12 protein-coding genes are annotated in these 14,271 nt (G+C 72.2%); 7 read left to right on the top strand and 5 right to left on the bottom strand.

Features of this window, described 5'->3' with window-relative positions:
• The first annotated feature begins 31 nt into the window (after positions 1–31).
• Complete coding sequence (locus B0I31_RS27505; RefSeq protein WP_106618297.1) at positions 32–1,378, top strand: replication-associated recombination protein A; 1,347 nt, start codon at positions 32–34, stop codon at positions 1,376–1,378.
• A gap of 40 nt (positions 1,379–1,418) precedes the next feature.
• Positions 1,419–2,147, top strand: a complete 729-nt coding sequence (locus tag B0I31_RS27500; protein ID WP_106618296.1) for an SAM-dependent methyltransferase — start codon at positions 1,419–1,421, stop codon at positions 2,145–2,147.
• 51 nt (positions 2,148–2,198) lie between these two features.
• Here the strand turns inward: B0I31_RS27500 and B0I31_RS27495 are convergent, their stop codons facing one another.
• From B0I31_RS27495 to B0I31_RS27475, 5 genes are read right to left on the bottom strand one after another with little or no spacing between them, the layout of a single operon-like run.
• A complete protein-coding gene (locus B0I31_RS27495; protein WP_245950477.1) occupies positions 2,199–3,944 on the bottom strand; it encodes an IucA/IucC family protein in 1,746 nt (581 codons plus the stop codon).
• A complete protein-coding gene (locus tag B0I31_RS27490; RefSeq protein ID WP_106618294.1) occupies positions 3,937–5,253 on the bottom strand; it encodes a lysine N(6)-hydroxylase/L-ornithine N(5)-oxygenase family protein in 1,317 nt (438 codons plus the stop codon). Before B0I31_RS27490 ends, B0I31_RS27495 begins: the two co-directional genes overlap by 8 nt.
• Positions 5,250–5,828, bottom strand: a complete 579-nt coding sequence (locus tag B0I31_RS27485; protein ID WP_106618517.1) for a GNAT family N-acetyltransferase — start codon at positions 5,826–5,828, stop codon at positions 5,250–5,252. The genes B0I31_RS27490 and B0I31_RS27485 overlap by 4 nt, the downstream gene beginning before the upstream one ends.
• Positions 5,825–7,498 carry an IucA/IucC family protein gene (locus B0I31_RS27480; protein WP_106618293.1) on the bottom strand — a complete coding sequence of 558 codons (1,674 nt, stop codon included), beginning with the start codon at positions 7,496–7,498 and terminating at the stop codon, positions 5,825–5,827. Before B0I31_RS27480 ends, B0I31_RS27485 begins: the two co-directional genes overlap by 4 nt.
• Complete coding sequence (locus tag B0I31_RS27475) at positions 7,495–8,895, bottom strand: pyridoxal phosphate-dependent decarboxylase family protein (protein ID WP_245950476.1); 1,401 nt, start codon at positions 8,893–8,895, stop codon at positions 7,495–7,497. The genes B0I31_RS27480 and B0I31_RS27475 overlap by 4 nt, the downstream gene beginning before the upstream one ends.
• 269 nt (positions 8,896–9,164) lie before the next feature.
• On the opposite strand from B0I31_RS27475, the gene B0I31_RS27470 reads away from it, so the two are divergent.
• Genes B0I31_RS27470 through mltG form a run of 5 tightly spaced genes read left to right on the top strand, consistent with a single transcriptional unit; the run spans position 9,165 to position 14,271 of the window.
• Entirely contained in the window at positions 9,165–9,560 is a 396-nt protein-coding gene (locus B0I31_RS27470; RefSeq protein WP_106618291.1) for a DUF948 domain-containing protein, read from the top strand.
• Entirely contained in the window at positions 9,557–9,826 is a 270-nt protein-coding gene (locus tag B0I31_RS27465; protein ID WP_106618290.1) for a hypothetical protein, read from the top strand. Before B0I31_RS27470 ends, B0I31_RS27465 begins: the two co-directional genes overlap by 4 nt.
• A gap of 56 nt (positions 9,827–9,882) precedes the next feature.
• Positions 9,883–12,555: an alanine--tRNA ligase gene (alaS, locus tag B0I31_RS27460; RefSeq protein ID WP_106618289.1), complete on the top strand. Its 2,673-nt coding sequence runs from the start codon at positions 9,883–9,885 to the stop codon at positions 12,553–12,555.
• On the top strand, positions 12,542–13,054 hold the full coding sequence (ruvX, locus tag B0I31_RS27455; protein ID WP_073893433.1) for a Holliday junction resolvase RuvX: 513 nt from the start codon (positions 12,542–12,544) through the stop codon (positions 13,052–13,054). The genes alaS and ruvX overlap by 14 nt, the downstream gene beginning before the upstream one ends.
• On the top strand, positions 13,051–14,271 hold the full coding sequence (gene mltG / locus B0I31_RS27450) for an endolytic transglycosylase MltG (RefSeq protein WP_106618288.1): 1,221 nt from the start codon (positions 13,051–13,053) through the stop codon (positions 14,269–14,271). Before ruvX ends, mltG begins: the two co-directional genes overlap by 4 nt.

Genomic DNA, 14,271 nt, shown 5'->3' with positions numbered 1-14,271 from the left:
GGCTGTGCACGGGGAAGCTACAGTCGAACACGTGAACGAAGGGCTGTTCGACGACGGCTTGTTCGGCGTCGACCCGGAGGAGAAGGCGGCGCGCATCGCCGCCAACGCGCCGCTGGCCGTGCGGATGCGCCCGCGCACCCTGGACGAGGTGGTCGGGCAGGACCACCTGCTCGGGCCGGGCGCGCCGCTGCGCAGGCTGGTGGAGGGCTCGTCGCCCGCCTCGATCATGCTCTACGGCCCGCCGGGGACGGGCAAGACGACGCTGGCCACGCTCGTCTCCCAGGCCACCGGACGGCGGTTCGCCGCGCTGTCGGCGCTGTCGGCGGGGGTGAAGGAGGTGCGTGCGGTCATCGAGGAGGCACGTCGCCGCCTGGTCCGCTCCGGCGAGTCGACCGTGCTGTTCATCGACGAGGTGCACCGGTTCTCCAAGACCCAGCAGGACGCGCTGCTCGGCGCGGTGGAGGACCGGATCGTGCTGCTGGTGGCGGCGACCACGGAGAACCCGTTCTTCTCGGTCGTCTCGCCGTTGCTCTCGCGGTCGCTGGTGCTGCAACTGCGCCCGTTGACCGACGACGCGGTGCGCGTGCTGGTCAGGCGGGCGATCGAGGACGAACGCGGCCTCGGCGGCACGGTCACCGTCGAGCAGGACGCCGAGGACCACCTGGTCCGGCTGGCCGGCGGTGACGCCCGGCGCGCGTTGACCGCGCTCGAAGCCGCCGCGGACTCGGTCGGTGCAGGCGGTGTCCTGGACCTGGCCACGCTGGAGGCGACGGTCGACAAGGCGGCCGTGCGCTACGACCGGCAGGGCGACCAGCACTACGACGTGACCAGCGCGTTCATCAAGTCGATCCGCGGTTCGGACGTGGACGCGGCGCTGCACTACCTGGCCCGGATGATCGAGGCGGGGGAGGACCCGAGGTTCATCGCCCGGCGGCTGGTGATCCACGCCAGCGAGGACGTCGGCATGGCCGACCCGACCGCGTTGCAGACGTGCGTGGCCGCGGCGCAGGCCGTGCAGCTCATCGGGCTGCCGGAATGCGCGCTGAACCTCGCCCAGGCCACCGTCCACCTGGCCACCGCGCCCAAGTCGAACGCCGTCACGACCGCGATCAGCGAGGCCATGTCGGACGTGCGCAAAGGCGCGATCGGCTCGGTGCCCGCGCACCTGCGCGACGGCCACTACGCGGGCGCGGCGAAGCTGGGCAACGCCCAGGGCTACCGCTACCCGCACGACGTGCCGGAAGGCGTGCTGACCCAGCAGTACCCGCCGGACGACCTGGTCGGCCGTGACTACTACCAGCCGACCGGCCGGGGCGTCGAACGAGTGATCGCCGAACGCCTGCCGAAGCTGCGCAAGGTCGTCCGCGGCGAGGAGTAAATCCATTTCCGATCCGTTCGCGTTCTGACACGGTGTGCCCGTGACAGACACACCCCTGAACGGCCACGCCCTGCTCGACTTCAACACCCCGCTCTCGGACGCGAAGGCGTTCGACCTGATCACCAGCCTGCGGCTGGCACCGGGGGAGCGGGTGGTCGACTACGGCTGCGGCTGGGCGGAGTTGCTGCTGCGCGCGGTCGAGCACCAGCCGGGCGTGACCGGGTTCGGGGTGGACAGCGACGACCACGCCATCACCCGCGGCCGGGCGAACGTCGAGGCCAGGGGCCTGACCTCCCGCGTCACGCTGGACCTGGCCGACGTCACCGGCTGGTCCGCCGAACCCGCGGACGTGACCATCTCGATCGGCGCGTCCCACGCGTGGGGCGGCACGAAGGCCACCCTGGAGGCCCTGCACGCCCGCACCCGCCCCGGCGGCAGGCTCCTGCTCGGCGACGGCTTCTGGGAACAGCCACCCAACGCGAAGTCCCTCGAGATCTTCGGCGAGGAGGAGTTCGGCACTCTCCCCGAACTCGTAGACCTGGCGATGACCTGCGGTTACCGCCTGCTGAACCTCGCCACCGCCTCCCCGGACGAGTGGGACAGCTTCGAATCCCGCTGGTGCGCCGCCCGGGAACGCTGGCTGCTCGAGAACCCGAACGACCCGAAGGCCGCCGAGGTCCGCGCGATCGTCGACGACCACCGCGACGGCTGGCTGAAGGGCTACCGAGGCTACTTCGGCCTCGCCTACCTCACCCTGGGCCGCCTCTGATCCTCCGGCCGCCTCGTCCGGCCGGGGATACCGGATGAGGCGGCCAGAGCCTCACCAGCCGTCCGCCGGTGGTATCGGTGCGACGTCGTGCAGCGGGTTCGGCAGGGTGCCCGTCTTCGGGACCGGCGGGCGTGCGGTCAGGTCCTGGTAGCCCAACGTGATCCGGTAGCTGTTGAGCGGGTAGCGGAGGAACTCCGGGACGGTCAGGGAGCCGGAGTCCATTCGGGGCGCCAGGGTGGGGAAGTGGTCGCGGTAGGCGTCGATCTCGCCGCGGACCATGCCCCAGAACCGGTCGTGGCCCAGCGGGATCAGGGTGGACAGCGGGCGGAAGACGCCGACCAGCAGGGCGTCCACGATGTACTGGCGCAGGATCGGCCACGGCTTGCGCGGCAGCACGGGGTCGTGGGCGTCCGGTTCCAGGCCGCGGGCGGGTACCCGGTCCACGGACACGTTCACGTCGTCCACCAGGTCCAACAGCGCCACCCGGACCGGCACGTGGTCGTTGTCCGTGATCACGACGACGTTCTCGCCGTGCGGGTTGAACGTGATGCCGTACGTGTAGAGCACGTGCAGCAGCGGCCGGAGCAGGGCGCGGAGCAGGGCGGCGAACCACACCGCCGGGTCGGTCCCGCCGAGGTACTCCAGCAGCAACGGCCGACCGGCGCGGTCCACGTGCAGCAGGGCCGCCAACGACCACGAGCGCTCACCGGGCCGCAACGCCACCGGCTCGCGCCAGATGCACCCGAGGGTCTCCAGCCACTGGTACGGCACGTCACCCGCCCGCGACAGGTGCGGGTGCCGGACGGTCACCGAAGCCACCTCGCCCAGCAGCTGCGTGCCCCACTCGCCGATCAGCTTGTCCGCCTGCCACAGCCCGGCGAGCCACTGCGTGACCACCGGCGCGGCGAGCGTGCAGTGCGGCGGGATGCCCCGGTACACCGACGTGTTCAGCACCTTCAACGGCAGCTTGACCTGGTACCGCCCCGGCGAGTCCACATCGGACATGGTGCGGATCGCCTGGGTCGGCAGGTACCAGTCCGGCGCCTCGCCCAGCTCCACGATTCGGCCGGTGGCCAGCTCCGCCGCCCACAGCGTCCGCACGACGTGGTCGAGCTGCCACGGGTGCACGGGCAGCCACACGTACGCCGCCGGGTCGGCACCCGCCTCCTGCAACGCCTCGGTGAACCGCTCCACCGTCATCGGGTCCAGCTCGTGCTCCCGCACCGACGACTCCGACAGCGACGACGTGCCGCGGAACTCCGCCAGCCCCCGGTGCACGGCCAACCACGGCAGCCGCACGGGCGTGCGCGCCTCGGGGCTGTGCCGCGCCAGGTCCTCCGCGGAGAACCCGACCCGCCCCTTGTTCGCGATCAGCCACGGGTGCCCGGTCAGGTGACCGTCCAGCTCGGCCCGCGGCAACGACACCAGCTCCGCCACCGGCCACGCGGTCGACGCCAGCGCCACGTCGGCGGCCACGGTCGCGGTCACCTCGGCCAGGAAACCGGCGGTCGTGGCCGGGTCGACCCGCAGGAACCGGAACGCGTCCACCACGAACCGCCGCACGTCGTCGCACGGCTCCACCACGTCGTCGCCGAGGATCCCGGACGCCGCCCGGCGCACCGACCCCGGCTCCACCGCCCACCCGCCGAACGCCGTCCGCGTCGCCGAGAACGTGTAGACCGCGTCGTCGAACCGCAGCTCGTAGCCCTCGGACGGGGTCAGCAGCCCTTCGAAGCACAGCTCGCCGATCGCCTTGGCCAGCAACGCCGCCGAGCACTCGCGCCACAGGTCAGTCAACGTCGTCTCCCGGATGCCCAGCGTCCCTCGGTTGCCCCTCGTCCTCAGGAGCGCTGAAGCTGGTGTAGGCGGTGTGCTTGGGCAGCGGGTAGACCTCGCGCCCGGTCACCGCGTTGACGATGGTGGCGTTGCGCACCGCCCCGATGCCCAGGTCGGGCGCGGCCACGCCGTGGCTGTGCAGGTCGGCGTTCGCCACGAACACCCGCCCGGTGATCGACGGGTCCAGCGAAATCGAGTGGTCCAGCGCGACGACGTACCGGCCCTGTGCGTCCCGGTGGATGAACGGCTCCAACGGCTCCAGGAACGGCGTCGGCGCCTGCACGTACCCGGTGGCCGCCACCACGAGGTCGGTGTGATGTTGGAACGTCCGCCCGGTGTCCCGGTGCGCGCACTCCAGCACCACCTCGGAACCGGAGACCGACGACGACACCACCGTCACGCCCGGTCGCAGCTCGACCGGCGCGAGCCCGTGCTCCCACTCCCGCCGGTACAGCAGGTCGTGCAGCTCCTCCAGCGTCTCGGACGAGATCGCCCGGTAGTGCCGCCAGTGCTCGGCGCGCAACGCGTCCCGCCGGTCCTGCGGCAACGAGTGGAAGTGCCGCACGTACGACGGCGTGGTCATCTCCAGCACCAGCTTGGTGTAGTCCAGCGGCGCGAACACCGGCGTCCGGGTCAGCCACGTCACCGCCGGCCCGCCGTCCAGGTTGCGCCGCAGCAGGTCGAGCACGATCTCCGCGCCCGACTGCCCCGACCCCACCACGGTCACCCGTTCGGCGGACGTCGAGCGGTGCAGGTAGTCCGAGCTGTGCACCAGCCGGTCACCGAGCCCGGCCAGCGCGGGCGGCACGGACGGCGTGGTGCCCACCCCGAGCACCAGGTGCCGCGCGTCCACCGAGAACCCCGGCCCCGACACGGCGAACCGGTCGCCCTCCCACCGCACCGACGTGACGTCGTGCGAGAACCGCACCGGCAGCCGGGACGCCGCCCACCGCAGGTAGTCCTCGTACTCGCGCCGGGTCGGGTGGAACCTCTCCCGCACGTAGAACGGGTACAGCCGGTCCGCGTCACGCAGGTAGGCCAGGAACGACAGCGGGTGCGTCGGGTCGACCAACGTCACCAGGTCGGCCAGGAAGCTGACCTGCAGCAGCGCGTCGCCGAACATCATCCCGCTGTGCCACCGCAGCTCCGGCCGCGCCTCCAGCACCACCACGCCCAGGTCGTCCACAGTGGACGCCAACGCGGCCAGGCCCAGGTTGAACGGCCCGCACCCGATCGCCACGACGTCGGTGACCGGCCCCTGGGCGCTCATCGCGTGCGCACCATCAGCAGCGCCACCTTGTCCGGCAGCAGCACCTCGCCGACCGGCGCGAACCCGCCCGCGGTGAACGACGCGATCGCCCGCCGGTTGCGCACGTCCGGCTCCAGCAGCACCCGCGTGCACCGCGGGTCGGCGTCGAACAGCGCCGCCGTCACCACCGGCAGCAGCTTGCGCACCAGCCCCTGGTCGGTCATCGACAGCTCGCCCACGGCGACGTGCAGCCCGAGGTCGTGCGGCCGGGCCGGGTAGACCTGCGCGACCACGTCCCGTGCCGCCCGGTACACCTCCAGGTAGATCACCGGGTCCTCGCCGCGGCTCACCAGCACCGGCAACGAGTGCAGCCCGGACAGCTGCCGCCTCAGCTCCTCCTCCCACTGCCCGCGCGGCCACGCCTGGTGCCAGAACGCGACCACGTGCGGCGCCTGCATCCAGCGGTGCACCAGGTCCAGGTCACGGGTGTCCGGGTCGACCACGCGGGCGTGCCAGCCGTCGGTGAGCACCGGCAGCGGTGGACCGGGCACGGCGGACAGGTCGTCGGTCGGCCGGTAGGCGTCGAGGTGGGTCACCGGGCGCACCTGCCCTCCCGCAACGGGTTCGGCGCGTCGAAGTACACCGACTGCGCGTCCAGCGGTGCGAGCACCTCGTCGATGCCCTCCAGCCTGGTCAGCAGGTTCGCCTTGCACGGCAGCACGTCCGCCTCCAACCACCTCCGGGCCAGTCGGTCGCCGTCCGGGCCCGCCTCGGCCAACGCCGGCAGCGCCGCTTCCAGCCGTGCCGCCATCACTCCCAGCAGGTCGCGCTCGTCGGCCAGACCTTCCACGCCGATGCAGCCGATCACCGCCAGCGCCTGGTTGCGCAGCAGGTAGTAGGTGAGCCGGTCGTCCACGACTGCGTCGTCCACCACGGCCAGCGTCGACTTCTCGACGCCCAGCCGCTCCAGCACCCTCGGCAGGTGCGAGGCGGCCAGGTAGTAGCCCTGGTTGTCCCGGTACCGCCCGCCGACCACCCGCCCCGCCGGGTCCAGCCGCACCAGCGTGTTCTGCTGGTGCGCCTCCAACCCGATGCCGGTCTCCGCGTACAGGCGCAGCATCGGCACCAGCACCCGGTCGGTGTAGTCGGCGACCCACTCGGCCGCGTTGAGCCGCAGCACGAGTTCACCCAGCAGGGAACGACCGATACCCGGTCGTGGCGCGACCATGCCCGCCAGGCACCGCGAGTCGCCGATGTCCTCCGGCACCTCGCGCACGGCCACGTCCAGCCCGGTGACCTCGCCGCCCTCGTCCACCGCGATCCACGACGGGTCGCGCACGACGCCGAACTCGGGGTGCGCCTTCTCCGTGCCGGCCGCGTAGCCGGACTCCAGCAGCAGGTGGATCTCCGAGCCGCGGCGCAGCTCGGTCGACGTCGACTCGCGCCGCGAGTTCGTGATCCGCAGGCCCAGCGACAGCTTCAGCATCACCGGCGCACCCGTCCGGTACACCGTGCGCAGGCTCGACGTCGGCGACCACGGCGGGCCGAACTCGCCCAGCGGCTCCAGCAGCCCGCGCGAGACCAGTGACGCGATCCGCGGCCTGCTCAGCAGGTCGTGCGCCTGCCAGGGGTGCGCGGGCACCAGCACCCGGCCCGGTTCGGGGCTGCGCCCGGCCAACGTCGACATCAACGTCACCGCGTCCGGCCCGGCCACCGACCCGTGCGACACGACCTCCTCGGCCGCCGAGAACCAGAACAGCGGGAACGAACCGCGCAGCTCGGGCGCGAACCGGGCGTTGTCGGCGTCGGACAGGCCGTCCCGGCTCTTGGGCGCGGGGTGGTGCAGGTGCCCGAGCATCAGCCGCTGCTCGCTGTCCAGGAACCGGTCCGCCGGCCCCACCGGCTCACGCCGCCGGTACGCCACGAACTCCGCGACCCGGCGCACCGACTCGGCGGTCCGCTCGACCAGGTCCGCGACCAGGCCGTCCCCACCTCCGGTCCGCCCGGACACCAGCTCCGCCGCCACCAGTGCCACCGCCACCACCGGATCGGCCGGTCTGCCCGCCAACGTCACCGCCCCGAACCGGTGCCGCCCGGTCGCCGACCAGTACCGCACCTCCGCCTCCAACGGCACCCCGAGCACGTCGACCCGCACCCGGCCGGTCACCGACACGTTCCGTTCCCGCACCCAACAGCGCAGCAACGCCTCCAGATGCGCGTGCTCCGAGGTCGACCGCGGGTCGCCCTCAAGCGGATCGGGTGTCATGCGGCTCCTTCCAGGAGTCTCTCGGCGGCGGATCCGGCTTCGCGGACCAGTGCCAGCAGGGCGGCCAGGTCCGCCTCGCGGGCGTTCGGGTTGAGCAGGGTCAGCTTCAGGCACGTCACCTTGTCCACCTCGGTGCGGCCGATCAGCGCCGCACCCGCGCGCAGCAACGCCCGGCGCAGGCGGGCGTTCACCTCGTCGGCGAGTGACTCGTCGGCGGGTCGGTAGCGGAACACCACCGTGGTCAGCGTCGCGCCGCCCACCAGTTCGAACGACGGGTCGGCGGCGATCAGCGCGGCGGCGTGCCCGGCCAGCTCGTGGCACCGGTCCACCAGCGCACCCAGCCCGGCCCGGCCCAGCGCGAGCAGCGTCGCGGCCACCTTCACCGCGTCCGGCCGGCGCGTGGTCTGCAACGACCGGCCCAGCGTGCCGTCGTAGCCCTCGGCCCGGTCATCCTCCGGGTTCAGGTAGGCGACCGACCGCTCCAGCGGCCCGAACAGCGCCGCCGAGCGCACCAGCAGCACGCTCGCCGCGGCGGGCTGCCAGCCGATCTTGTGCAGGTCCGCGGTCACCGAGTCGGCCAGCGCCAGCCCGTCCACCAGCGCGGCGAGTTTCGCCGAGAACACCGCGCCGAACCCGTAGGCGGCGTCCACGTGCAGCCACACGCGGTGCTCGCGGGCGATCTCGGCCAGTTCCGGCAACGGGTCCACCGAGCCGAAGTCCGTGGTGCCCGCGGTCGCCACGACGGCCACCGGCGTGCCGCCCGCCCGCAGTGTCGCCGCCAGGGCGTCCGGCCGCATCCGCCGCCGTGAGTCCACCGACACCGTGCGCACCGCGTGCTCGCCGATGCCCAGCGCCGCGCACGCCCGCGCCACCGAGAAGTGCGCCAGTTCCGAGCAGAGCACCACCGGGTCGGGCAGCGCCGCCACCCCATCGGACCGCACGTCCAGGCCCAGCCGGGCCGCCGCCGCGTCCCGGGCCAGCAGCAGCGCGGTCAGGTTCGACAGCGTGCCGCCAGGGGTGAACACGCCGTCTGCGTCGGCACCGAACCCGGCCAGCCGGGCGAGCGCCGCGACCACCCACCGCTCCACGGCCAGCGCCGCCGGCCCGGAGTCGTAGGTGTCCAGGGAGGCGTTGCCCGCGCTGGCCAGCGAATCCGCCGTGACGGCCACGGCCAGCGGCGGCGGTTGCAGGTGCGCGGCGGCGAACGGGCTGGTCAGGTCGACACCGCCCTCGGTGAGCACGGTCGTGACGAGGGCCAGCGCGGCGTCCGCGCCGATGCCGTGCTCGGGCACGTCGCCGAGCATCCCGCCGTCGGTGAGCACGGCCGTGACGCGGGCCAGCACGTCGGCCGGCCGGCCCGGGGGGATCGGTCGTCCGGAGGGACTGTCGGCGAACACGGCACCTCCGACGATCGATTAAGGTTAGGCTTACCTCATCTACTCGGTGTGGTGTGTGTCAAGCCCTCCGTGACCATCCGTGGTGTGACGATCACTCGCGTGCCCCACGCTAGCCGCCGCGACGACGATCCAATCGACGCCAAATGGGGGGTCTTGCGCCGCCGTCCCACCACGTGGCACAGCCCAGCCCCGATCTCGTTCGGAGGGCCGAACGCGGTCGCGGTAACCTTGGCCACCACCGTGAGCCAGGCAATCCACCAGGAGGATCCGTGTCGCCAGGGCAGATCGCCGCGCTGGTCGCCGCCGGCGCGTTCGTGCTGCTTGTGCTCCTGCTGGCGATCCCGTTGATCAAGCTGGGCCGGACGCTGGACGAGGCCACGATCGCCATCCGCAAGGCGCACCAGAACAGCGACCCGATCTTCACCGGCGCGAACACGACGATCACGCACGTGAACACGCAGCTGGAGCGGGTGGACGGGATCACCGCCAACGCCCGCGCGGTCACCGGCAACGTCTCCGCGCTCGCCTCGCTGTTCACCGCCACCCTGGGCGGGCCGCTGGTCAAGGCCGCCGCGCTGTCCTACGGCGTGAGCAAGGCCATCCGCGCCCGGCGCGCGGCCAAGGAGCTCCCCAGCAAGCACACCCGGCGCAGGGGCAAGCGATGAGGCGGCTGTTCTGGTTCGGGCTCGGCATCGCCGCGGGCGTGTTCGCCACCCGCAAGGCGGGCCAGGCCGCGCACGCCGCCACGCCCGCGGGCATCGGCGAGAACGTCGGCCAGGGCCTGCGCGAACTGGCGGGCGCCATCGGCTCGTTCGGCGCCGAGGTGCGCGCCGGAATGTCGGAGCGCGAACAGGAGTTGCAAGACACCGTGGAACGTCAGACGGGCTTCACGCCGGGTCGGCGAGCGCGCGGGGCGAACGACGCCAGGTAGGTCGTTCGTTCGCCTAGCCGCGCCCTGACTTCCACACTCCCGAAGGACGAAGACCCGTGCAGACCCACGAGATCATCAAGCGCTTCCGCGAGCACTTCGAGAACGCCGGCCACAAGTACGTGCCCAGCGCCTCGCTCCTGCTCGACGACCCGAACCTGCTGTTCGTCAACGCCGGCATGGTGCCGTTCAAGCCGTACTTCCTCGGCGAGGCCCCACCGCCCGCCCCGCGGATGACCAGCATCCAGAAGTGCGTGCGCACGCCGGACATCGACGAGGTAGGCAAGACCACCCGGCACAACACGTTCTTCCAGATGGCCGGCAACTTCTCGTTCGGCGACTACTTCAAGGAAGACGCCATCCGGCTGGCCTGGGAACTGGTCACCAAGCCGCAGTCCGACGGCGGCTACGGCCTGGACCCGGAGCGCATCTGGGTGACCGTCTACCTGGACGACGACGAGGCCGCCGACCTGTGGCAGAAGGTCGCCGGGCTGCCGCCGGAGCGCATCCAGCGCCGCGACATCGAGGACAACTACTGGTCGATGGGCGTGCCCGGTCCGTGCGGCCCGTGCTCGGAGATCTACTACGACCGCGGCCCGGCCTTCGGCGAGGAGGGCGGCCCGGTCGTCGACGAGGACCGGTACCTGGAGATCTGGAACCTGGTCTTCATGCAGAACGTCCGCGGCGAGGGCGGTGCCAAGAGGGACTACCCGATCCTGGGCGAGCTGCCGGACAAGAACATCGACACCGGCATGGGCGTCGAGCGCGTCGCCATGCTGCTGCAGGACGTCGACAACGTCTACGAGACCGACCTCGTCCGCACCGTCATCACCAAGGCCGAGCAGCTGTCCGGCCGCGAGTACGGCGCCAACGAGACCGACGACGTGCGGTTCCGCGTCATCGCCGACCACGCCCGTTCCGGCGTGCTGCTGGTCGGTGACGGCGTCACGCCCGGCAACGAGGCCCGCGGCTACGTGCTGCGCCGCCTGCTGCGCCGCATCGTCCGCTCGGCCCGCCTGCTGGGCGTGACCGAGCCGGTGCTGACCCGGTTCGCCGAGGTCGTGCGCGACGCCATGGGCCCGTCCTACCCCGAGCTGGTGTCCGGCTTCGCCCGGATCGAGCAGGTGCTCAAGGCCGAGGAGGACACGTTCCTGCGGACGCTGGACGCCGGGTCGCGGATCTTCGAGACCGCCGCCGCCGAGGTCAAGTCCGATGGCCGCGCCACGCTGCCCGGTGACAAGGCCTTCCAGCTGCACGACACCTACGGCTTCCCGCTGGACCTCACCCTGGAGATGGCCGCCGAAGCCGGTCTCACCGTGGACGAGGACGGCTTCCGCAAGCTGATGGCCGAGCAGCGGGCCCGCGCCAAGGCCGACGCCGCCGGCAAGAAGACCGGCCACGGCGACCAGACCGTGTACCGGGAGCTGCTGGAGCTGGGCGGTACCGAGTTCACCGGCTACACCGAGCTGGCCAGCGAGGCCACCCTGCGCGGCATCGTCAGCGGCGGCAAGCGGGTGAAGTCGGCCCGAGAGGGCGACATCGTCGAGGTCGTGCTCGACCGCACGCCGCTGTACGCCGAGTCCGGTGGCCAGGAGAGCGACGCCGGCACCATCGTCACGGCCAACGCCGAGCTGGAAGTCGTGGACGTGCAGAAGGTGGCCCGCAAGCTGTGGGTGCACCAGGTGCGCGTGCTCAGCGGCGAGATCGCCGAGGGCGAGCACGTCGAGGCCCGCGTCGACCCGGAGTGGCGCGTCGGCGCCCGCCAGGGCCACTCGGGCACGCACGTCGTGCACGCCGCCCTGCGCCAGGTGCTCGGCCCGTCCGCCCTGCAGAGCGGCTCGTACAACAAGCCGGGCTACCTGCGGCTGGACTTCGCCTGGACGGGTGGTCTTTCCGAGGAGGCCCGCAGCGAGATCGAAGAGGTCTCGAACCTGGCCGTGCGCAAGGACCTGCCGGTGAAGGTCGTCTACACCGACATGGGTGGCGCCCAGGAGATGGGTGCCGTGGCCCTGTTCGGCGAGACCTACGACGAGACCGTGCGCGTGGTCGAGATCGGCGGGCCGTGGTCGCGCGAGCTGTGCGGTGGCACGCACGTCGAGCACTCGTCCCAGATCGGCCCGATCACGGTGATCGGCGAGTCGTCCGTTGGCTCCGGCGTGCGCCGCCTGGAGGCCTACGTCGGCATCGAGGCCTTCAAGTACCTGGCCCAGGAGCGGGCTCTGGTGCAGAACGTCGCCGCCCTGCTCAAGGTGCCCGACGCCGAGGTGCCCGCCCGGGTCGAGGCCCTGGTGGAGCGGTTGCGGGTGGCCGAGAAGGAGCTGGAGAAGGTCAAGGCCGCCCAGCTCGTGGCCAACGCCGGTTCGCTGGCCGAGCAGGCCCTGGACGTGCGCGGGGTGGCCCTGGTGGCCCTCCAGCTGCCCGAGGGCACGTCGGGCGCCGACGTGCGGACCATCGCCGGCGAGGTGCGCAACCGGCTCGGCGACAAGCCCGGCGTGGTCGGCCTGTTCGCCCCGGACGGCGACAAGGTCAGCTTCGTGGTCGCCACCACGTCCGCCGCCCGTGACCTGGGCCTGGCCGCCGGCAAGCTGGTGCCGGCCTTCGCCCCGGCCGTGGGCGGTCGCGGCGGCGGCAAGCCGGACCTCGCCCAGGGTGGCGGCACGAACCCCGGCGGTATCGGTGACGCCGTCACCGCCCTGCGCACCGAGGTGGACCGCGCCCTTGAGCAGCGCTGACCGCCCCGGCGTCGACGACCCGGGCCTCGGCCGCAGGCTCGGCGTCGACGTCGGCGCGGTCCGCGTCGGGGTGGCGTTGAGCGATCCCGGTGCGTTCCTGGCGACGCCACTGGTTACCCTGGCGCGTGACGTGAAGACCGGTCGGGACCTGCGCGACCTGGCCGGCCTGGTCACCGAGCACGACGTGGTGGAAGTCGTGGTCGGCCTGCCCCGGACGCTGGCCGGCAAGCACGGGCCGGCGGCGGAGACCGCCACGGCGTACGCTGCGGCACTGGCCGAGCGCGTCGCACCGGTTCCGGTGCGGCTCACCGACGAGCGGCTGACCACCGTCACGGCGAGCCGGGTGCTCGCCGAGCGCGGGGTGCGCGGCAAGAAGCAACGCGCCGTGGTCGACCAGGCTGCCGCGGTCGAGATCCTGCAGTCCTGGCTGGACGCACGGGCGCGACAAGTGGCTCGCTCCGCCGCGGAGCGGGCCCCCGGAGCTAAGGACGGCTCGTGAACGACGACCTCGGGTTGTTCACCGATCCCGACACGCGCCACGACGAGCGGGTGGCGCGTGGCAAGAGCGACGCCGCGGCCCGGCGTGCCAAGCGCAGGCGCAAGCGGACGATCCTGTGGGTCGTCGTGGCGCTGGTGCTGACCGGCGGCGGCGTCGGCGCGTACTACGGGTACCGCACGTTGAGCGGCATCGGCTCCTACGACGACTTCGCCGGTGCGGGCGAGGCCGACGTGGTGGTCGAGGTCAAGGACGGCGACCTGGTCACCACCATCGCGACCACGCTCAAGGAGCAGGGCGTGGTGGCCAGCGCCCGCGCGTTCACCGAGGCGGGTGCGGACGACTCGCGGGTGACCGCGATCCAGCCCGGGTTCTACCTGATGAAGACCAAGATGTCCGGCGAGGCCGCGGTGGCGCGGATGGTGGACGAGGCGTCCAAGATCGTGCCGCTGGAGGTCAAGGGCGGCAACGTGCTGCACGACCTCACCGCGCTGGACGGCAGCATCACCAAGGGCATCATCTCCAGGCTGTCCGAGGCCTCGTGCGTGGAACTCGACGGCGTCAAGCAGTGCGTCGCGCCGGAGCAGCTGCGCGACGCGGCGGACAACGCCGACCCGGCCGCGCTCGGCATCCCCGAGTGGGCGCTGCCCGACGTCGCCGCCGCGCCGAAGGAGAACCGGCTCGAAGGGCTCATCGCGCCGGGCCTGTACCACGTCAAGCCGGGCGCGAACGCCACCGAGCTGCTCAAGGGCGTGCTCTCCACGTCCCTGACGAGGCTGCAGGGCTACGGCATCCCCAACGGGGCGGGCAAGACGGGTTTCCGCCCGTACGAGGTGCTGGTCATCGCTTCCCTGATCGAGAAGGAAGGCGTGACCAAGGACTTCGGCAAGATCTCCCGGGTCATCTACAGCCGGCTCGCGCTGCCGCAGAGGCTGGAGCTGGACTCCACGGTCAACTACAAGCTGGACCGGCCGCACATCACCACCAGCGACGAGGACCGCGACCGGTCCGGGCCGTTCAACACCTACAAGGTGCTGGGGTTGCCGCCGACGCCGATCGGCTCGCCCGGCCGTGAGGCGATCACCGCTGCGATCACGCCCGAGGACGGGCCGTGGCTCTACTTCGTGAAGTGCCAGAAGGACGGCACGTCGTGCTTCACGAACACCCACGACGAGCACGAGATCGCGGCGGCCAAGGCACGCGCGGAAGGCGTCTTCTGA

Origin of the sequence: Saccharothrix carnea (genome assembly GCF_003014735.1) — a bacterium.
GTDB classification, from domain to species: Bacteria; Actinomycetota; Actinomycetes; order Mycobacteriales; family Pseudonocardiaceae; genus Actinosynnema; species Actinosynnema carneum.
This window is presented reverse-complemented; position numbering and strand designations above follow the sequence as displayed.